Annotated in this window: 17 protein-coding genes; 11 read left to right on the forward strand and 6 right to left on the reverse strand. The window is 65.9% G+C overall.

Annotation, left to right across the window (positions count from 1 at the left end; genetic code table 11):
- Positions 1 to 136: 136 nt before the first annotated feature.
- Both BT115_RS08365 and BT115_RS08370 read left to right on the forward strand, forming a co-directional pair.
- The gene (locus tag BT115_RS08365) at positions 137 to 715 is read left to right on the forward strand and encodes a cysteine dioxygenase (protein WP_072321986.1); all 579 of its coding nucleotides are present in this window, start codon (positions 137 to 139) and stop codon (positions 713 to 715) included.
- Between the two features lie 47 nt (positions 716 to 762).
- A complete protein-coding gene (locus BT115_RS08370) occupies positions 763 to 2,157 on the forward strand; it encodes an FAD/NAD(P)-binding protein (protein ID WP_072321987.1) in 1,395 nt (464 codons plus the stop codon).
- A 48-nt stretch (positions 2,158 to 2,205) separates the two neighbouring features.
- Here the strand turns inward: BT115_RS08370 and BT115_RS08375 are convergent, their stop codons facing one another.
- Positions 2,206 to 3,393: an MFS transporter gene (locus BT115_RS08375; RefSeq protein WP_072321988.1), complete on the reverse strand. Its 1,188-nt coding sequence runs from the start codon at positions 3,391 to 3,393 to the stop codon at positions 2,206 to 2,208.
- 116 nt (positions 3,394 to 3,509) lie between these two features.
- Here BT115_RS08375 and cls point away from each other — a divergent pair, with 116 nt between their 5' ends.
- Both cls and BT115_RS08385 read left to right on the forward strand, forming a co-directional pair.
- On the forward strand, positions 3,510 to 4,931 hold the full coding sequence (cls, locus tag BT115_RS08380; protein WP_072321989.1) for a cardiolipin synthase: 1,422 nt from the start codon (positions 3,510 to 3,512) through the stop codon (positions 4,929 to 4,931).
- Between the two features lie 115 nt (positions 4,932 to 5,046).
- Positions 5,047 to 5,805, forward strand: coding sequence for a carboxylesterase family protein (locus tag BT115_RS08385; RefSeq protein WP_083527350.1), 759 nt, complete (start codon positions 5,047 to 5,049; stop codon positions 5,803 to 5,805).
- Between the two features lie 24 nt (positions 5,806 to 5,829).
- Here the strand turns inward: BT115_RS08385 and BT115_RS08390 are convergent, their stop codons facing one another.
- The 5 genes from BT115_RS08390 to BT115_RS08410 form a co-directional block, all read right to left on the reverse strand.
- Positions 5,830 to 6,222: a hypothetical protein gene (locus BT115_RS08390; RefSeq protein ID WP_072321990.1), complete on the reverse strand. Its 393-nt coding sequence runs from the start codon at positions 6,220 to 6,222 to the stop codon at positions 5,830 to 5,832.
- 29 nt (positions 6,223 to 6,251) lie between these two features.
- Positions 6,252 to 7,484 carry an MFS transporter gene (locus tag BT115_RS08395; RefSeq protein ID WP_072321991.1) on the reverse strand — a complete coding sequence of 411 codons (1,233 nt, stop codon included), beginning with the start codon at positions 7,482 to 7,484 and terminating at the stop codon, positions 6,252 to 6,254.
- A 278-nt stretch (positions 7,485 to 7,762) separates the two neighbouring features.
- A complete protein-coding gene (locus BT115_RS08400; RefSeq protein WP_072321992.1) occupies positions 7,763 to 8,779 on the reverse strand; it encodes a Gfo/Idh/MocA family oxidoreductase in 1,017 nt (338 codons plus the stop codon).
- Positions 8,780 to 8,790: 11 nt separating this feature from the next.
- Positions 8,791 to 9,783 carry an inositol 2-dehydrogenase gene (gene iolG / locus BT115_RS08405; RefSeq protein WP_072321993.1) on the reverse strand — a complete coding sequence of 331 codons (993 nt, stop codon included), beginning with the start codon at positions 9,781 to 9,783 and terminating at the stop codon, positions 8,791 to 8,793.
- On the reverse strand, positions 9,776 to 10,642 hold the full coding sequence (locus BT115_RS08410) for a MurR/RpiR family transcriptional regulator (RefSeq protein ID WP_072321994.1): 867 nt from the start codon (positions 10,640 to 10,642) through the stop codon (positions 9,776 to 9,778). The genes iolG and BT115_RS08410 overlap by 8 nt, the downstream gene beginning before the upstream one ends.
- Positions 10,643 to 10,841: 199 nt before the next feature.
- Here BT115_RS08410 and BT115_RS08415 point away from each other — a divergent pair, with 199 nt between their 5' ends.
- The 7 genes from BT115_RS08415 to iolB are packed head-to-tail and all read left to right on the forward strand — an operon-like array spanning position 10,842 to position 19,444.
- A complete protein-coding gene (locus tag BT115_RS08415) occupies positions 10,842 to 11,885 on the forward strand; it encodes a sugar ABC transporter substrate-binding protein (RefSeq protein WP_072321995.1) in 1,044 nt (347 codons plus the stop codon).
- Positions 11,886 to 11,902: 17 nt separating this feature from the next.
- The gene (locus tag BT115_RS08420) at positions 11,903 to 13,063 is read left to right on the forward strand and encodes an ABC transporter permease (protein WP_072321996.1); all 1,161 of its coding nucleotides are present in this window, start codon (positions 11,903 to 11,905) and stop codon (positions 13,061 to 13,063) included.
- Positions 13,064 to 13,074: 11 nt separating this feature from the next.
- The gene (locus BT115_RS08425) at positions 13,075 to 13,863 is read left to right on the forward strand and encodes an ATP-binding cassette domain-containing protein (protein ID WP_072321997.1); all 789 of its coding nucleotides are present in this window, start codon (positions 13,075 to 13,077) and stop codon (positions 13,861 to 13,863) included.
- Between the two features lie 13 nt (positions 13,864 to 13,876).
- A complete protein-coding gene (gene iolC / locus BT115_RS08430; protein WP_072321998.1) occupies positions 13,877 to 15,847 on the forward strand; it encodes a bifunctional 5-dehydro-2-deoxygluconokinase/5-dehydro-2-deoxyphosphogluconate aldolase in 1,971 nt (656 codons plus the stop codon).
- Positions 15,844 to 17,727 (forward strand): 3D-(3,5/4)-trihydroxycyclohexane-1,2-dione acylhydrolase (decyclizing), encoded by a 1,884-nt coding sequence (gene iolD, locus BT115_RS08435; protein WP_072321999.1) that lies wholly within the window; start codon positions 15,844 to 15,846, stop codon positions 17,725 to 17,727. Before iolC ends, iolD begins: the two co-directional genes overlap by 4 nt.
- Positions 17,724 to 18,632, forward strand: a complete 909-nt coding sequence (gene iolE, locus BT115_RS08440; protein ID WP_072322000.1) for a myo-inosose-2 dehydratase — start codon at positions 17,724 to 17,726, stop codon at positions 18,630 to 18,632. Before iolD ends, iolE begins: the two co-directional genes overlap by 4 nt.
- Positions 18,629 to 19,444 carry a 5-deoxy-glucuronate isomerase gene (iolB, locus tag BT115_RS08445; protein WP_072322001.1) on the forward strand — a complete coding sequence of 272 codons (816 nt, stop codon included), beginning with the start codon at positions 18,629 to 18,631 and terminating at the stop codon, positions 19,442 to 19,444. Before iolE ends, iolB begins: the two co-directional genes overlap by 4 nt.
- Positions 19,445 to 19,447: the final 3 nt, after the last annotated feature.

A 19,447-nucleotide genomic window follows, 5' to 3' on the forward strand; every position in this document is an offset into this window, starting at 1 on the left:
ACCGCGCGAGGGCGGTCGCCGGTTCGATGCACGGTGTCGTGAAAGGGTTTAACCCTCTTGCGAAAGCCCGAGGTTACGACGGTTTAACAGCCCCCATGCTCCACTCCCCGCCAGTCGATCTACTGGACGCGCCTTCATGGGCAAGCGTGTTTCCATCATCCGAACCTTGCGTGACATCGCGTTCGACCTGTCGGACGCCGCACACCCCGACCTCGCCTCCATGGGGCGCGAGATCGGGCGCGTGTTGCATGGTCGCAGCACCGAGCTGGCCTCCACGCTGGGGCCGCTGCGCGAGCGTCGGCGCGGCTTCGAGCGCTGGATGCTGGCCGAGCGGACGCGTCCGCCCGTCAGTGTGCTGGTGCTCGCGTGGCCGCCGGGCTACGCCACGCCGGTGCACGATCACGGTGGGCTATGGGGCCTCGAGGCCACCATCGCGGGCGCGCTCGAAGTGGAGTCCTTCGATAAGGACGACGCCGATGCCTCGCTGCGCAGCACCGGCCGGACGTGGCTGGGCCCTGGGGATGCCACGTGGTTCGACGCCACCGAGCAGCATGCCCATCGCTGCCGCAATTTGTCGCGGCACGACACAGCCCTCACGCTTCACGTATACGGTGGCGATCTGGCACAGTACCTCGCGTATGAGCAGCCCGGTCCCTCCGGACACTGGATCGCACGACCGAGGCAATCGATCATTGCGGGACGCCTGACGGCCTGACGGTCTCACGGCCCTCCACCCCCCAAGAACGGGCGAAGGACCAAAGCATGTTTCACAAGGTCGCCATCATTGGCGGTGGCGCAGCAGCGGCGACGCTGGTGAGCGAGTTGTTGGAGCGACGCACACCGCGCCCGCTCCATCTCGACTGGTATTGCGGCGCTCCGGGCGCCGGGCGCGGCGTGGCTTACGGCACGCCGTCGGAACGCCATCTTCTCAACGTACGCGCCGCGTCGATGGGCATGTTCGTCAGCAAACCCGGTGGGTTCCTCGAATACGCCCAGGCGCTCGATCCCACCGTGAAGGGCTCGGACTTCCTGCCGCGCCGCATGTACGGCGATTTCCTGCAGTCGCGTGTCACGCAGGCGGTGAAGAACGCCGCCTCCCTCGGTCACGACGTCAACGTGCTGCCCTTCCCCGCCGATTCGCTGGTGCCTTCGGCGGAGGGCATCACCATCGGTTACGGCGACGAGACCTCGCAGGCCGACGCCGCGGTGCTCGCCATCGGCTCGCTGCCGCCGCGCCCGTTGCCCGGTGTGGAAGACGCCGCCATCGCGAGCGGCCGTTATGTCACCGATCCGTGGCCGTTCCTCGCCTCGGCGGAGGACGACGACCGCCCGTTGCGCGTGCTCGTCATCGGCCTCGGCCTCACGGCCGTCGACGTGCTGCTGGAACTGTCCAGTCGTTGGCCCAACGCGCGCTTCGATGCGCTGTCACGCCATGGCAAGTTGCCCGAGCCGCATCTCTCCGCCGCGTCGGCACCCAACGACGATGGCGGCGAACTGATCGAATCCATGCGCGACGATCCGAATCTGCGCGTCTGGCTGCGCCGTCTGCGCGACGCCGCTGCACAGGCCGAGGACTGGCGCACGGTAGTGGACGGCATGCGTCCGCATACGCAGTCGCTATGGCGCGAACTGCCTGCCAAGGAACGCGCACGCTTCCTGCGCCACGCCCGCTGGGCGTGGGAGCGGGCACGCCATCGCATGCCACCGCAGGTGGCGGCACGCGTCACCGCGCTCGAAGCCGAAGGTCGTCTGCACCGCGGTCGCGGTCGCATGCGCTCGGTTCACCTCACGCCGCACGGCAAGCTCGACGTGGCGAGCGCCGTGCCCGGTGGCAGTGAAACGATCGCCGCGTACGACGTCGTGATCCAGACCGTGGGTCTCAACACCGATACGCAGCGCACCGAGCACCGCCTCATTCGTCAGTTGGTGCTCGGTGGTCTCGTGACGCCGGACCCGCAAGGGCTGGGCCTCGCGGCGCTGCCGGACGGTCATCTGCTGGACGGTGCGGGCAAGCCCCGGGCGAACCTCTTCGCCATCGGCAGTCTCCTGCGTGGCGCGTTGTGGGAATCCACGGCGATCCCCGAGATCCGCAAGCAGGCGCAGGGCGTGGCGAACATGCTGCTCGCCGAAAAGCCGGAACGCGTCGCGGCGCGCTGAAGCGCGTCGCCGCCCGCCGCCGGGGATTTGCCCCGGCGGCGGGTTACTTCATCCAGCGCAAGAGGCCGCGACGAGCGGTGCACGCCGTTCGATGGCCACGCTCGCGATCGTCGCCAGCAGTCCCGCCGCGGTGACCGCCGCGCCAGCAAGGCTCACCGCCGGCATGGCATAACCCGCGGCCAGCACCGCGCCACCCAACCACGCGCCACCCGCATTGCCGAGATTGAACGCCGCAATGTTGAGCGTGGACGCCAGATTCGGTGCCTCGCCCGCCACGTGCACGACACGCGACTGCAGCGGCGCGACCGTGGCGAACGCCGCGATACCCCACACGAACACCGTGACGATGGCGCCGACCGTCGAGTGCATGGTCCATGCGAACAGAACCAGCAGGAGCGTCAACGCCACGAGGATGCCCGCCAGCGACGGCATGAGCTTCCAGTCCGCCAGACGACCGCCAAGGATGTTGCCCAACGTGGTACCCAGCCCGAACAGCACCAGCACCGCGCCGGTCCAGTGCGGGCTGACGTGGGACTGCTGCTGCAGGATCGGCGCGATATAGGTGAACACGGTGAACACGCCGCCGAATCCGAGCACCGTCATACCCAGGGCGATGAGCACCTGCGGTTCGCGCAGTACGCGCATCTCGCGCGCCATGTGCGGCGCCTTCAGCCCCGGCAAGGCCGGAACGAAACGGGCCACCGCGAACGCCGCGGCCACGCCGAGGCCGGTCACCGCCCAGAACGTTGCCCGCCACCCCGCCCATTGGCCGAGAAAGGTGCCAAAGGGCACGCCCAGCACGTTCGCCAACGTGAGGCCCGCGAACATGAGCGCGATGGCACGCGAGCGCTGGCTGGTCGGAACGAGGTGTGCAGCTACCACGGCGCCGATGCCGAAGAACGAGCCGTGGCAGAACGCGGCGACGATACGCGCCGCCATGAGCACGCCGTAGTTCGGTGCCACGGCACAGAGCAGGTTGCCGACGATGAACAGGCCCATCAGCAGAAGCAGCGCGCGTTTGCGTTCCAGCCTCGCGGTCAGCGCGGCAAGGATGGGAGCGCCCACTGCCACGCCCAGGGCGTAGCCGGACACCAGCATGCCTGCGGCGGGAATGTCCACGCGCAGGTCGGCCGCCACTTCGGGCAGCAGACCCATGATCACGAATTCGGTGGTGCCGATGGCGAAAGCCGCCACGGCGAGTGCCATCAGTGGCAGGCGGGACGAAGGGAGATTCATGGGTTAGGCTCGGTGGAAAGCGATACCGCCCATTGTCCCGACATGAGAACCATGCAAAAACGCTCCCTGGCGCCAAAGACTGTTGCCGCAGATGCGAAAGTGGGGGTCACCGCGCCGTGATCGCCACTGTCGTCGCCATCACCGCACTCGCCCTGCATGTGGCGGGCGTGTTCGCGGCCATGCATGCCGTCATGCATACGCGCACCGCGCAGGGCGCATTCGCCTGGGTGCTGGGCTTGGTCCTGCTTCCCTACGTGACCCTGGTGCCTTACCTGTTCCTGGGTTCCAGCCACTTCGGCGGATACGTGGACCTGCATCGGCAGCGCCAGTCGCGCTTCTTCGTGCTGCACGAGGAGGCCGCGCAGTCCACCTGGCTGGGCACGCTGGCCCACTCGGAACCCGTGCGCGACGCGCGCTACGACGCGATCGGGCGGATGCTGAAGACCGCGATGCACGGCGGCAACGCGCTGTCTCTGCACGTGGACGGCGAAGCAGCCTTCACGGCTATGTTCGAAGCGATCGCACGCGCGGAACGCTATGTGCTGGTGCAGTTCTTCATCATCCACGACGACGTGCTGGGCCGTCGCCTGCGCGACGCCTTGCTCGAACGGGCCGCCGCGGGCGTCGAGGTCTGTCTTCTTTACGACAGCGTCGGCAGCCACGCCTTGCCCGACGCGTACGTCGATCGGCTCCGCGACGGTGGCGTGCGCGTGCGCCGTTTCGCCACCCGCCGCTGGCGCAATCGCTTTCAGCTCAACTTCCGCAATCATCGCAAGGTGCTCGTGATCGATGGCGTACGCGGCTTCGTCGGCGGGCTCAATGCCGGCGACGAATACCTGGGTGCGAAGCCGCCGCTGTCGCCATGGCGCGACACCCACATGCAGATCGAAGGCCCCGCCGTGGCCGACCTGCAACGTGCGTTCGCGGAAGACTGGTACTGGGTCACCGGCGAGCGTCCGCCGCATGCGCCGCCACCGGAACGCTGTGGCCGTGCAGCCAGCATGATCGTTGCGACAGGCCCGGCCGACCGACAGGAAAGCTGCTCGCTGTTCTTCACCCAGGCGATCCACGCTGCGACGAAACGCGTGTGGATCACCACACCCTACTTCGTGCCGGACCAGGCCGTATTCGGCGCGCTGCGCCTGGCGGTGTTCCGCGGTGTGGACGTACGCATCCTCATTCCGTCACGCCCCGATCACCGCACCGTCTTCATGGCGTCCACGCTCTACGCGCACGAAGCCATCGTGGCGGGCATCCGCATGTTCCGCTACCAGCCGGGTTTCGTGCATCAGAAGGTGATGCTGATCGACGACGACACGGCGGTCGTCGGCAGCATGAATCTCGACAACCGCAGCTTCCGGCTCAACTTCGAGATCGCAGCGTTGAACGTCGACCAAGCCTTTGCCGCCGACGTCGAGGCCATGCTCGAAGCGGACTTCGCAAGAAGTGACGAAGTGAATCCCAACGACTATCGACGGCTCTCGTATTTCCGCCGCGTGGCGCTGCACGTCGCACGATTGTTCGACCCCATCCTCTAGGGGCCGTGACGTTCGTACCTTGCGCGTACCGATCGTTCGCGCCAGTCTTGCGACACGCCAAAGGCGTCGCGCGTAACGCGCACTTCCTCACACCGGCCCTGGGAAACCCGTCCACATGCTTCGCATTCTCGCCGCTCTCACTGCCATGGTCGCGACTGCCGCCGCAGCCGATCCTTCCCGTTTCGTCGAACGCTCGGTCGATTTGCACGGCAAGACCTACCGCTACCAGGTCTTCGTTCCCGCCGATCTGCACAAGCCGCCCGCGGTGGTGCTGTTCCTCCACGGCAGTGGCGAGCGCGGCAACGACAACCAGAAGCAGATGTCGCAAGGCCTGCCGCCGTGGTTGAAGCAGCACACCGATTTTCCCGCGGTCGTGGTGATCCCGCAGGCGCCCGACGACACTGAGTGGACCGATCCCGCCGACACCGCGCTGGCCATGGCCGCGTTGGAGAAAAGCGTGAAGGAATTCCACGGCGATCGTAAGCGCCTCTACGTCACCGGCCTGTCCATGGGCGGCTATGGGGCGTGGCAACTCGCCGTGGATCATCCTGGCACGTTCGCGGCTGCTGCCATCATCTGCGGGGGCATCGAGGTGCTCGATCCCGAAGATCGCGATCTCTACGTGCATGCACCGAAAGGCAGCGATCCGTTTGCGTGGGTGGCCGAACACATCGGCAAACTACCGGTTTGGATCTTCCATGGTGGCGACGACAACGTCGTGCCCACCGAGCAGTCGCGCAAGATGCACGCGGCGCTGGTCAAGCTCGGCAAGGACGTGAAGTACACCGAGTTTCCCGGTGTGAATCATGGCTCGTGGGAGAAGGCGTATGCCACGCCGGATCTGTGGGACTGGATGTTCAGCCACACGCTGTAATCGCAGCAGGCAGGCATGCGCCGGTCAGGACTGGCGCATGCTCGCGAAGAGGCGCTTCAACCCGCCGGAGAACATGGCCCAACCCAGGCACACGCCCACCAGCGCGCCGACGAACTCGAAGAACACGCGCAGGCCGATCGCGTCCGGATCGTGCACGGCGGCAAGCTTGGCCTTCAACAAGGTCAGCGACTGCAACGGCGCCATGTTGAAATAGAACAGATCCCACATGTCCTGGCCCGCGGCCAGCGCCACGGCAAAGACGTAGGCGATGGCGAGCTCCTTACCCGGGCTCCAGCCGTCGTTCCTGACGATGGCACGCAGTACACCATAGACGATGATGCCCACGAGCAAGGCGATGGCGCCCGTTTCCAAGGCACCGACGATGCCGTAGCCCATCCAACTGCGATCGTATGGCATGCGGAACCTCTAGCGGGGTGACCGGCGCATTATGCCCGGGCATCGGCTCGCTTATCGCGCCCTTCGATATCCCGACCGAAACGCAAGTACAGCGAGGCGGCCAGCAAGGCGGCGGCAAGCGCGGCGAAGCCGGCCAGCAGGAAGATCGCAGGATAGTCGTAACGCCCCGCGATCCAGCCTCCCACCGGTCCCGTGAGGCCCAGGGCCACATCGAGGAAAACCGAATACGCGCCCAGGGCGGCACCCCGGTTGTGCGTGCTGACGCGCCCCACCGCTTCCACGCCCAGCGCAGGAAACACCAGCGCGAAACCCGCGCCCGTCAATGCGGCGCCCGCGAGGGCAGCGTGTGGCGTGGTGCCCTGCCAGAGCAGGACGAGTCCCACGCACTCCACGATCAACGAGGCCATCGCCACGCGATAGCCGCCGAACCGATCGATGGCGTTGCCAAAGACCAGGCGGATGCCGATGAAGCAGCCGCCGAACACGGACAGCGACAGCGCCGCGTCCGCCCAGTCGCGGCTCGCGTAGTAAAGGGCCACGAAGGTGGACAGCGAACCGAAACCGATGGAGCCCAGGGCCAGCCCGATGCCATAGGGCATCACGCGAGTGAGCACGCTCTTGAACGGAAGACGCTCGCCATGGCTCGGCGCAACGCGCGCTTTCCACAGCGCGAACGGTAAGGCCACGAGACCCAGCGCGAAGGTCAGGATACCCAGGGCGATGAACCCGTGATCGCGCGCCAGCATCACGCCGAGCGGCGCACCCAGTGCAATACCGCCATAGGTGGCGATGCCGTTCCAGGAGATCACCCGTGCGGTGTGCTCGCCGCCGATGCCACCGATGCCCCAGGTGATCGATCCCGTGCTCACCCAGCTTTCCGCAAATCCCAAGCCGAGTCGGCTCAACAGGATCAGCGCGAGGGCGAGCGCAGGGATGGTCGGCACCAGCGCTGCCAGCGCCAGAAACAACCCCGACAGTGCCAGTACCACGAGACCTGCCACGACGGTGCGTTTCGGTCCCATCGCATCCGCCATGCGTCCCGCATGAGGGCGACTGAGCAGCGTCGCAAGATACTGCGCACTCACCGCCAGCCCGGCCACGATCGTCGAATAACCGAGATCGAGATGCGCGAACCCCGGCAGGACCGCCAGCGGAATACCGATGCAGAGGTAACAAACGAACGAGAAGACGACCGCCGAAAGAATTCGCGCGGTCACCGCAAGTCGCCGACCACGATGGGGGACGAGAGAAGGAAGGGACATGGCGACGGATTATAGCGTCACGTTGTTGCAGCGCGGCATGCTCGAGGGAGAGCCTCGGCGAAAGAGCCTTCGGTGGGAGCCAGCCTGCTGGCGATGGGTGCTTGCCGCGAGCACCCATCGCCAGCAGGCTGGCTCCCACCATGGTCAGGTCCACCATGGCTAGCTCCTCCGTGGCTAGCTCCTCCGTGGCTAGCTCCAGCCCGGCTGGGCCCACTGTGGCGGGGTCCCACCAAGGCTGGCTTCCACCGGCTGACCGTCACCACGGCAAGCTCCGCCGATTACTGCAGGTGCACGGGTTCGCCGCTGTGTAGCGATTCGCGCAGGGCCACGGCGATGCGCGTCGCCTCCACCGCGTCGTCCATGGTGAGATCGAACGGCGTACCGTCCAGCACCGCGTCGACGAAGTGACGCGCCTGCGTAACGAAGGCCGGCGCGAAGCGCTCGTAGAACGTCGGCAGCACGGTATTGCGCACGCCGGACGCATCCGCGATCTCCACGCGATCCGCGCGCGGATTGCGGCCCACGCTCACACGGCCGGCGGTGCCGATCACGTCGGTATGCGTATCGTGCCCATGCGCCTGCGTTCGCGACGCGTAAAACATCGCCATGCGTCCGCCTTCGAACTCGACGATGCCCACGCCGTTGTCCACGTCGCCCATGGCCTCCAGTGCCGGATACATCGCCACGGTGCCCGCGCCGTACGCCTTGATCGCCTTCGGCCGACCGAGCAGCCAGCGCGCGAGGTCCACGTCGTGCACGCTGCAATCGAGGAAGATACCGCCGCTGGTCGGAGCGAACTTCACGAAGGCGCCGGTCGGATCGGCGAGGTCCGTCGTCTGCGAATAGACGAGGAACGGACGCCCGATGCCGCCTGCCTCGATGTGCTGAAAGGCGTGTCGATAGCTTTCGTCAAAGCGCCGCACGAAACCGACCATGGCACGCTTCGCAGCATGCTCGGCATGCCGCGCCGTGCGACGACAGTCGTCGAGTGACAGCGAAAGCGGCTTCTCGCAGAACACGTGCTTACCAGCGTCCAACGCCTGCTCGATCTGCGTGGCGTGCAGCGACGTAGGTGTGACGAGGAACACCGCATCGAGGGAGGGGTCCGCAATCAGTTGTTCGAAGCTCTCATGAACCGCTTGCACACCCAGCGTGTCGCGCGCCCACGCCCGCTCGTCATCCATCGGGCTGCAAACGGCCACCAGTTCCGCCCGCGGAACGTTGCGAGCAAGATTTTCGGCGTAGCGCTGCCCGAGCCGGCCGAGGCCGGCGAGACCGATCCGTAACGTGCTCATGGACGCACTCCTCAGATGGCAACCTGCACGACCTGGCCTTCACGCCACGAACGGGCGGCGGCCTCGGCCAGTTCCAGCGCCTTGATGCCGTCGGCGATCGTGGTGCGCACGGGCGTGCCGTCCGACAACGCGTCGAAGAAATGGGCTATCTCAGCGGCATAGGCTTCCCGGTAACGTTGCAGGAAGAAATGCTCCGGCAGATCGTGCGCGATGTGCGCGGCGGTATGCGACACGACCTGCGTAGGCGCCACGTTGCCGGCTTGCAGCATGCCCTTGCTGCCCAGCACTTCGAAGCGCTGGTCGTAACCGTAAGCCGCGCGTCGGGACGTGTTGATCTGGCACAGACGGCCCTGCTTGGTGCGAATGGTGACCGCCGTGGTATCGATGTCACCGGCCTCCTGAATCGCTGGATCGGTGAGGCAGCTGCCCATGGCATGCACGCTCACCGCTTCGTCTCCCAGTATCCAGCGGAAGATGTCGAAGTCGTGGATCAGCATGTCCTTGAAGATGCCGCCCGAACTCTTGATGTAGTTCACCGGCGGCGCCCCCGGATCGCGGCTGGTGACCACCAGCACTTCGGGCGTGCCGATCTCGCCATCGTCAAGGCGCTTCTTGAGCGACGAGAACGTCGGATCGAAACGGCGCTGGAACGCGATCATGCAGACCACACCCGCCTTCTCCACAGCCGCCTGGCACGCGCGTGCCCGCTCCACGTCGAGATCGACCGGCTTCTCGCAGAAAATGGCCTTGCCCGCTGCCGCAGCGCGATGGATGAGGTCGGCATGGGTATCGGTGCTCGATCCGATCACCACGGCGCCCACGGCCGGATCGCTCAGGGCCTCGTCGATCCCGGCCACCCTGGCGCCATGCGCGCTCGCAAGTTCCTGCGCCGAAGGCGCGTGCACATCGACCACGTAGCGCAGCCGCGCGTGGGGATGCCGTGCCACGTTACCCGCATGGATCTTGCCGATGCGCCCGGCACCGAAAACCGCTACTTCAATCATCGTATTCTCCTCGGGGAAGCGTTTCTTCGACTGTGAGTTCGAGCTTGTAGGCCAGCGCGACGAACAGCGCCTGGCAAAGACACATGGTGCTGGTAAGGCCGCGGAAGGCGAAGGCACTGCCCTCCTTCACCTTGAGCAGCACGTCCGAATGCCGGGCCAACGGCCCGAGGTCGCTCTCGGTAATGGCGAGCACGTTGGCGCGATGTTGCTGCGCCACCCGCATCGCGTAGAGCGTTTCCTTCCCGAACGGCGGAAAACTGATGGCGATCAGCGCATCGCCCTTGCCGATGCTGCGCAATTGTTCGCGGAACATGCCGCCCAGTCCGCTGACGAGGTGTACGCGCTTCGGCGTGTGTTGCATGGCATAGGCGATGTACGTGGCGATCGCGAAAGAACGCCGCACGCCGATGACGTAGATGTTTTCGGCGTTGGCGAGCAGATCCACCGCCTTCTGGAATCGGGTTTCGTCCAGTTCCGTCGCCAGCTCGTCGAGTCCCGCGCGGCTGGCATCGATGAAACGCGAGGCGATCTCCACGGTCGGCATGTCGCGGGTACGGCCCTTGACCACGCTACGGATACGCTGCTGGTAGCTGCGTGCCGGTGCCGTCTGCGCCGTCCATGCATCGCGGAAGACCGCCTGCATTTCGGTGAACCCGGAATAGCCGAAGCGCTGGGCAAAGCGCACGACCGCCGACGCATGCACGCCGCACCCCTCGGCGATCTCGCCCACGCGCTGGAGCATGATCGATCCGCGGTGTTCTTCGAGGTACCGGGCCACACCCTGCAACTGCCGGGGCAGCGCTTCAAATTCCTCGGCAATGCGCTGCATGAGGAGATCGGCTTCGCTGCGTTTGGGCATGGGAGGCTCCGAGGGTGACCGGCGGCATTCAAGCACGGGATGGAATGTTTTTTCCATTTATTTTTTTGCTGCAATGCAAATTGCACGATGCGAAAAGCCGGTCCATGCTCGTCTCGCTTTCGGCACCACGCGGCTCCCAAGCCGCATCGCACCTCGTCACCCATCCAACGGCCGCGCAGCGGCCACCTGTGGAGGCACCATGCGATCCAAACTGTTCCACGCCTCGTTGGCGGCAGCCCTGGCCCTCGGTCTCGGCTTTACCGCCCCCGCCTCGCAGGCGGCTCCCGGCGACCGCTACGTCCTGGTTACCCACGCCGCCGATTCCGATTCCTGGTGGAACACCATCAAGAACGCCATCAAGCAGGCGGGCGAGGACTTCGGAGTCGACGTCGACTACCGCGGCTCCGGCAACGGCGACCTGAGCGAAATGGCACGCCAGTTGGAGTCGGCGGCCGCACGCAACTACAAGGGCGTGTCCTTCGACATCGCCAGCTATGCGGTGCTGAAGGCGCCCGCCGCCAAGATCACGGCCAAGGGCATTCCCATCGTTACCATCAACTCCGGCACGCCCGAGGAGAGCAAGAAACTCGGCGCGATCATGCACGTGGGCCAGGGTGAGTACGACGCGGGCAAGGCGGCAGGCGAGCGCGCCAAGGCAGCCGGTGTCACGAGCTTCGTCTGCGTGAACCACTACGCGACGAACAACGCGTCGTTCGAGCGCTGCCAGGGCTTCGCGGATGCCATCGGCGTGAAGGACTGGCGCAAGACCTCGATGATCGACACGGGCATGGACCCGACCGTCGTCGCCAGCAAACTCAGCGCCTATCTGCGCAGCAATCCGAAGACCCAGGCCATTCTCGCGCTCGGACCCAACGCGGCCGAACCGGCGATCAAGGTGGTCCAGGACATGCATCTGGCTGGCAAGATCAACTTCGGCACCTTCGATCTCTCGCCCGCGATCATCAACGGCATCAAGTCCGGCACGATCCAGTACGCCATCGACCAGCAGCCTTATCTACAGGGCTACATGGGCATCGCGGCACTCGTGATCGCGCATGACCAGAACACGAAGGACCCGGCCAAGATCATCGCGGCGCTCAAGGCCAATCCGAAGTTCCAGGCGCGCCTCAAGCAGTACGACTTGAAGCCTGTGTACACCGCGACCGGCGTCAGCTCCGGCCCGGCATTCGTCACCAAGGACAACGTGGCGACGGTCGAGAAGTACGCCGGTCAGTACCGCTGATCGCAGGAGCACCGTCCATGAGCGTCATCAACGAGAGCGTCACCACCATGATCCAGGCCAAACGCGCGAAAGCGCCGGAGGAAGCGGTACCCACGGATGAACGCGTACGGAAGATCTCTCCGTGGCGCGTGCTGCTCGACAGGCCCGAACTGGGCTCCATCGCGGGCACCGTGCTCGTCTTCGCCTTCTTCGGCATCTTTGCCGGCGGCTCGGGCATGTTTGCGCTCGATGGCGTCATCAACTGGGCACAGGTGGCAGGCTACCTCGGCATCATTGCCGTGGGCGCCTGCCTCCTGATGATCGCTGGCGAATTCGATCTATCGATGGGTTCGATGATCGGCTTCGCCGGCGTGATGGTCGCCATTCCACCGATGTATCTCGGCTGGCCGCTATGGGCCGCAGTGCTGTTCGCCTTCGCCGGTTCCATGGCACTGGGTGCGCTGAACGGGTATCTCGTCGTCCGCACGAAGCTGCCGTCGTTCATCGTCACCCTCGCCTTCATGTTCATCCTGCGTGGTCTCACCCTCGTGCTGTCCACCGGCTTCGCGAACAGCACGATCGTAAGCGGCATCGGCGACAAGTTCAGCGAGGACCCGGTGATCTCCGCCTTGTTCCAGGGCACCACGCTGCACTGGCTGTTCAACGCACTGGCCGGCATGAACCTTATCGAGAAGCTGCCCAGCGGCGATCCGGTGGTCGGCGGCCTGCCGAAGGTGCTGATCTGGTGGTTGGCCATGGCCGTGGTGGCGGGCTTCGTCCTGGCACGCACGCGCTTCGGCAACTGGATCTACACCGTGGGCGGCGATGCCAATGCCGCCAAGAACGTGGGCGTGCCGGTGCGCCGGGTGAAGATCTCGCTGTTCGTGCTGACGGCGTTCTGTGCGTGCCTGTTCGGCGTGCTGCAGGTCGCCGACGTGGGTTCCGCTGCCGCGGACCGCGGACTGCAGAAGGAATTCGAGGCGATCATCGCCGTCGTCATCGGCGGCACCTTGCTCACCGGCGGCTTCGGTTCGGTGATCGGCGCGTGCTTCGGTGCGCTGATCTTTGGCGTCGTGCAGATCGGCATCTCCTACACCAACATCGATTCGGACTGGTACCGCGTATTCCTCGGTGGCATGTTGCTGCTGGCGGTGCTGTTCAACCATTACATCCGCAGCCGCGCTGCGGCGACGAAGTGAGGAGCGCCAACATGGCCGACGATTACATCCTCGAACTGGACAACGTCAGCAAGTATTTCGGCACGGTCATCGCATTGCAGGGCGTCACGCTCCGCCTCAAGCGCGGCGAAGTGCATTGCCTGCTCGGCGACAACGGCGCGGGCAAGTCCACGCTGATCAAGACGCTTGCCGGCGTGCATACGCCGAGTACCGGCGCGTATCGCGTCGAAGGCGAGGACGTCCGATTCAGCTCACCGCGCGAAGCGCTGGATCGCGGCATCGCCACCGTCTACCAGGATCTGGCACTGGTACCTCTGATGAGCGTGGCGCGTAACTTCTTCGCAGGACGCGAGCCACGACGCAAATGGCTCGGCGTGCTTCCCGTGATCGATATGGCCTACGCCAACGAAACGGCGCGCGAGAAGCTGGCGGAGATGGGTATTCACGTGCGCGACGCGAGCCAGCCGGTCGGCACCATGTCCGGCGGTGAGCGCCAGTGTCTCGCCATCGCGCGCGCCATCCACTTCGGCGCAAAGGTACTGATTCTGGACGAGCCGACCGCAGCGCTGGGCGTCAAGCAGTCGTGCAACGTGCTCAAGCTGATCCACAACGCCCGCGCCCGCGGCATCTCGGTGATCTTCATCACCCACAACGTGCACCACGCCTATCCCATTGCGGACAGCTTCACGCTGCTCAACCGCGGGCAATCCATGGGCACGTTCGCCAAGAACGACATCAGCAAGGAAGAAGTGCTCGACATGATGGCGGGCGGTACCGAGATCCAACAATTGGTCGACCAACTGGAAGGCCGCGCGGCCTGACCTAGGAATTCGCATGCAGAGTCCCGCACCCCGCTCCGCCGCCCGCCCGATCGATGTCGCCTGCCTCGGTCGGCTTGCCGTGGACCTTTACGCCCAGCAGATCGGCGCGCGCCTGGAAGACGCCACGAGCTTCGCCAAGTACCTTGGCGGCTCGTCGGCCAATGTCGCCTTCGGCACCGCGCGACTCGGCCTTCGTTCGGCCATGCTCTCGCGCGTGGGCGACGACCATATGGGTCGCTTCCTTACCGAAACCCTGCAGGCAGAGGGTTGCGACGTGCGCCAGGTGAAGATCGATCCGGATCGACTGACGGCCCTCGCGATCCTCGGCATCAAGGATCGCGAAACCTTTCCGCTGCTGTTCTACCGCGAGAACTGCGCCGACATGGCGCTGGCGGACACGGATATCGACGAGGACTTCATCGCCTCGTGCCGCGCGCTGGCCATCACCGGCACGCACTTCTCCCAACCCGGTGTCCACGCGGCCAGCACGCGCGCGATCCAGTTGGCGCGCAAGCACGATGTCCGCACCGTGCTCGACATCGACTATCGCCCCGTCCTCTGGGGCCTGACCGGCCGCGGCGAGGGCGAGCGTCGCTTCGTCGCCGCCGAGCACGTGACGGCGCACCTGCAAGGCATCCTCGGCGGCTTCGACGTCATCGTCGGCACGGAAGAGGAATTCCACATTGCGGGCGGTAGCCAAGACCTCGTCGCTGCGCTGCGCGCAGTTCGCGGGATCAGCGCCGCCACCCTGGTGGTCAAGCGCGGCCCGCTCGGTTGCAGCGTGATCGAAGGTGCCGTGCCCGATAACGTCGAAGATGCACCGACCTACCGCGGCAGCCGGGTGGAGGTGCTCAACGTGCTCGGTGCGGGTGACGCGTTCCTCTCGGGCTTCCTCGCCGGCTGGCTGCGCGGCGAGTCCGTCGAACGTGCCTGCGCCTTCGCCAATGCCTGTGGCGCGATCGTCGTGTCGCGGCATGGCTGTGCTCCCGCGATGCCGGGGCGTGCCGAACTGGACGCGTTCCTCGCTCGCGAGGGCGGCGTGTCCCGTCCGGACCAGGATGCCGAGCTGGCCCATCTGCATCGCACCGCCGTGCCGCGCAAGCCGTGGCACGAACTCTACGTCTTCGCCTTCGATCATCGCGTACCGTTCTTCGAGCTGGCGCGTGAGGTCGGAGCAGACGAAGCCCGCCTGCCACGCCTCAAGAATCTGCTGGTGGACGCCGTGGCTGCCACCGAGCAGGCCGGCAAGCTGCACGGGCATGTCGGCCTGCTTTGCGACGACCGCTACGGGCAGGACGCATTGAATGCGGCCACCGGACGGGGCTGGTGGATCGGCCGTCCCGTGGAAGTGTCCGGCTCCAATCCGTTGGAATTCGAACGCGGCCGGTCGATCGGTAGCCAACTCGTCGCATGGCCGCGCGAGCACGTCATCAAATGCCTGGTCGCGTTCGATCCGGATGCCGATCCGCTGGATCGCGTGGAACAGGAAACCCAGTTGCGCTCGCTCTACGACGCCGCGCAACTCAGCGGTCACGAACTGCTGCTGGAAGTCATCCCGCCCGGGTGCACGAGCCAGGCGCAGCGCGACGAACGCGTGCTGCGCTCACTCAAGCGTATCTACAACCTCGGCATTCGCCCCAACTGGTGGAAGCTCTGCCCGCCGACGAGCGACGCCTGGGGCGCCATCGACGCACTGATCCAGGAACGCGACCCGCACTGCCGCGGCGTGCTGTTGCTCGGACTCAACGCCACCGCCGAAGTGCTCGGTGACGGCTTCGCCAATGCGGCGTCCAGCGAGACCTGCCGAGGCTTCGCGGTCGGCCGCACGATCTTTGCCGAACCGGCACGGGAATGGCTGGCGGGACGCATCGACGATGCCACCCTGGTCGCCCGCGCCCGCGCGTCATTCGAGGCGATGATCGCCCTCTGGCGCGGCAGCCGGCAGCATCCCGGCGCCCGCGCGAAGGAAGGGGCCGCCGCATGAGCGACACGATCCGCCTGACCTGCGCGCAGGCACTCGTCCGCTATCTGGCGGCACTGCAGGCGCGCGATGCGGACGAGGAAACGTCCTATCCCCTGTTCGCGGGTGTGTTCGCCATCTTCGGCCACGGCAACGTCGCGGGGCTGGGCGAGGCGCTGTACGACATTCGCGAGGAACTGCCCACGTACCGCGCGCACAACGAGCAGGCGATGGCACACGCGGCCATTGCCTATGCCAAGGCGAGCATGCGCCGCCGGATGATGGCCGTGACCACGTCGATCGGTCCCGGTGCGACCAATCTCGTGACCGCGGCCGCGCTGGCTCACGTCAACCGGCTTCCCGTGTTGCTCCTGCCCGGCGATATCTTCGTCTCGCGTGCGCCCGACCCGGTCCTGCAGCAGCTCGAAGACTTCGCCGACGGCACGGTCTCCGTGAACGATTGTTTCCGCCCGGTCTCGCGCTATTTCGATCGCATCGTCCGCCCGGAGCAACTGCTGAATGCGCTGCCGCGAGCGATTCGCGCACTGACCGATCCCGCCTTGTGCGGCCCGGTGACCCTTGCGCTGCCGCAAGACGTGCAGGCCGAGGCGTATGACTTCCCGCTCGCATTCTTCGAGCCTCGCGAGATCGTCTTCCGCGCACCGCAGCCGACCGACGCCGAACTGATCGAGGCGCTGGATGCCATCGAGCAGTCCCAGCGGCCGGTCATCGTCGCCGGTGGTGGTGCGCTGTACGCCAAGGCAACGCCCGCCCTGCTCGCGTTCGCCGACAAGCATGGCGTGCCGGTATGCGAGACTCAGGCCGGCAAAGGTGTCATGCCGTGGAACCACCCTCTGCATCTCGGCCCGGCGGGTGTCAGCGGCTCCAGCGCGGCGAACGCGATCCTGCGCGAAGCCGACCTCGTCATCGCCCTCGGCACGCGCCTGCAGGATTTCACCACAGCGTCCAACACGCTGTTCCGCCACGTGCCGATCCTGTCGATCAACGTCAACGGCTTCGACGCGCTGAAGGGCAACGGGCTCGAGGTCATCGGCGACGCGGCCCAGGTGATCGACGACCTCAGCTTTGGACTCGAAGACTGGGCAGCGCCGGATGCCTGGACGGCACGTGCTCGCGAAGCGGCACGCGGCTGGGTGAATGTCGTATCGCGCATCACCGAACGTCGCGCACCGCCCGAAGGTCGCCTGCCGTACGACGGCGAGGTCATCGGCGCGGTGCAACGCTCGTCGCCGCAATCGGCCATGAGCGACGTGGTGGTTTGCGCGGCGGGCACGCTGCCTGCCGAACTGGAAAAATTGTGGCGCACCGAAACCGCGGGTGGTTACCACATGGAGTATGGATACTCCTGCATGGGCTACGAGATCGCGGGCGGCCTGGGCGTGAAGATGGCCCTGCCCGAACGGGAAGTGATCGTGATGGTCGGCGACGGCAGCTACCTCATGATGAACTCCGAGATCGCCACGTCGGTGATGCTGGACGCGAAACTCATCATCGTCCTGCTCGACAACCGTGGCTACGGCTGTATCAACCGCCTCCAGCAGAGCACCGGCAGCGCGCCGTTCAACAACATGTTCGACGACTGCCTGCACGGGCGGCACGCCCCTCCCGCGATCGACTTCGCCGCGCATGCCCGCAGCCTTGGCGCCATCGCAGAGCACGTGGCCGACATCGCTGAACTGGAAGCCGCGCTGCAACGGGCGCGCGCCGCCGATCGCACCTATCTCATCTGCATCGACACCGATCACACGCGCACCACCGACGAGGGCGGCTCGTGGTGGGAAGTGGCCGTGCCGGAAGTGTCGACGCGCGACGCGGTGCGCCAGGCGCGCGGCGCGTACGAAACCGCCATCGAAAGCCGCAAGGCGCGGAGCAACCCCGCATGAAGAACGACCCGATCCGCATCGGCATCAACCCGATCTCGTGGAGCAACGACGACTTGCCGACCCTCGGCGGCGAGATCCCGCTGTCCACGGCTCTCGAAGAGGGCAAGGCCATCGGCTACGAAGGCTTCGAGCTCGGCAACAAGTTTCCGAAAGACCCGGCCGCATTGCGTTCACTGATGGCTGGTTACGGCCTGGACGTGGTGTCGGGCTGGTATTCCGGCCGGCTCGGCGAGCGCAGCGCAGCCGAAGAAATCGTCACCGTGGAAAAGCATCTGCACCTGCTCGCCGAGAACGGCTGCAAGGTGATGGTGTATGGCGAAGTGGCGCACGCGATCCAGGGCGAGCCGATTCCGCTGTACAAGCGCCCGCGCATGCGCACGGACGACGAGTGGAAGCGCTATGGTGAACGGGTGACCGAGTTCGCGCGCTTCACGCTGTCGCGCGGCGTGCGCCTCGCCTATCACCACCATATGGGTGCGTACGTGGAATCGCCGGACGATGTGGACCATCTCATGGCGCATACCGGTGAAGACGTCGGGCTGCTGTTCGACAGCGGGCACACCTATTTCGGTGGCGGCGATCCGCTCACCGTGCTGGATCGACATATCGCGCGCATCTGTCACGTGCATTGCAAGGACGTGCGCCCCGGCATCGTCCGTCTCGCACGCAACCGGCAATGGACCTTTCTCGAATCGGTGCTCAACGGCGCGTTTACGGTGCCGGGCGACGGTGTGATCGACTTCGCAGCCATCATCGCGCGCCTCAAGGCACACGGTTACCAGGGCTGGCTCGTAGTCGAAGCCGAACAGGACCCGGCCGTCGCGCCCAGTCAGCGCTTCGCGAAGAAGGGCTACGACACCCTGCGATCCCTGCTCGACCGCGATGCGGTAAGGGAGGTCGCATGACGCTGCTGGTCAAGGCCGCGCCTACGGGCGAGGCCATCGTCAAGGTCACACCACAAACGGCGCGCTGGACTCACGTGGGTTTCGAGGCGCGACGGCTGGCGGCCGGGCAGCGAACGGAAATTCGCCTGCCCGCAGACCGCGAAGGCTGCCTCGTCGTACTCACCGGAACGATCGATCTTCGCGTGGACGATGAATCCTGGCAGGGGCTGGGAGGTCGTACGAGCGTCTTCGACGACGCATCGCCGCATGCGGTCTATGCACCGCCGTCGTCGGTGTTCGAGATAAGCGCCAGCACCGATGCCGAGATCGCTCTTGCCTCCGCGCCTGCCACGGGTCTTCACGGCGTGCGACTGATCCCGCCGTCGAGCATGAAGCGTTCCGTGCGCGGCACAGGCGCCAACACCCGCTACGTCTGCGACATCCTCCCCGAGTCGGAACCGGCCGAATCGCTTTTGGTGGTCGAGGTGCTCACACCCGCCGGACATTCCTCGAGCTACCCGCCGCACAAGCACGATACCGATGCCCTGCCGGAAGAAAGCGTGCTGGAAGAGACGTATTACCACCGGATCGATCCACCGCAGGGCTTCGCGTTCCAGCGCGTCTACACCGACAGCCGCGACATCGACGAATCGATGGCGGTAGGCGACCACGATGTGGTGATGGTGCCGCGCGGCTACCACCCGGTGGTGATGCCGCACGGCTATCGCGGCTACTACCTCAACGTCATGGCCGGACCGCGCCGCGAGTGGCACTTCCGCAACGACCCCGCCCACGAATGGATGATCGCGCCTCCTGCGCCGCGATCGGAGTAACCC

Source organism: Luteibacter sp. UNCMF366Tsu5.1 (assembly GCF_900119235.1).
Classification (GTDB): Bacteria; Pseudomonadota; Gammaproteobacteria; order Xanthomonadales; family Rhodanobacteraceae; genus Luteibacter; species Luteibacter flocculans.

Coding starts and splice junctions, on each gene's coding strand:
- BT115_RS08425 (WP_072321997.1), top strand. CDS start 13,075: ATGGCCGACGATTACATCCTCGAACTGGACAACGTCAGCAAGTATTTC.
- BT115_RS08415 (WP_072321995.1), top strand. CDS start 10,842: ATGCGATCCAAACTGTTCCACGCCTCGTTGGCGGCAGCCCTGGCCCTC.
- BT115_RS08390 (WP_072321990.1), bottom strand. CDS start 6,222: ATGCCATACGATCGCAGTTGGATGGGCTACGGCATCGTCGGTGCCTTG.
- BT115_RS08385 (WP_083527350.1), top strand. CDS start 5,047: ATGCTTCGCATTCTCGCCGCTCTCACTGCCATGGTCGCGACTGCCGCC.
- iolG (WP_072321993.1), bottom strand. CDS start 9,783: ATGATTGAAGTAGCGGTTTTCGGTGCCGGGCGCATCGGCAAGATCCAT.
- BT115_RS08420 (WP_072321996.1), top strand. CDS start 11,903: ATGAGCGTCATCAACGAGAGCGTCACCACCATGATCCAGGCCAAACGC.
- iolB (WP_072322001.1), top strand. CDS start 18,629: ATGACGCTGCTGGTCAAGGCCGCGCCTACGGGCGAGGCCATCGTCAAG.
- BT115_RS08375 (WP_072321988.1), bottom strand. CDS start 3,393: ATGAATCTCCCTTCGTCCCGCCTGCCACTGATGGCACTCGCCGTGGCG.
- BT115_RS08365 (WP_072321986.1), top strand. CDS start 137: ATGGGCAAGCGTGTTTCCATCATCCGAACCTTGCGTGACATCGCGTTC.
- BT115_RS08395 (WP_072321991.1), bottom strand. CDS start 7,484: ATGTCCCTTCCTTCTCTCGTCCCCCATCGTGGTCGGCGACTTGCGGTG.
- iolC (WP_072321998.1), top strand. CDS start 13,877: ATGCAGAGTCCCGCACCCCGCTCCGCCGCCCGCCCGATCGATGTCGCC.
- iolD (WP_072321999.1), top strand. CDS start 15,844: ATGAGCGACACGATCCGCCTGACCTGCGCGCAGGCACTCGTCCGCTAT.
- BT115_RS08410 (WP_072321994.1), bottom strand. CDS start 10,642: ATGCCCAAACGCAGCGAAGCCGATCTCCTCATGCAGCGCATTGCCGAG.
- BT115_RS08400 (WP_072321992.1), bottom strand. CDS start 8,779: ATGAGCACGTTACGGATCGGTCTCGCCGGCCTCGGCCGGCTCGGGCAG.
- BT115_RS08370 (WP_072321987.1), top strand. CDS start 763: ATGTTTCACAAGGTCGCCATCATTGGCGGTGGCGCAGCAGCGGCGACG.
- iolE (WP_072322000.1), top strand. CDS start 17,724: ATGAAGAACGACCCGATCCGCATCGGCATCAACCCGATCTCGTGGAGC.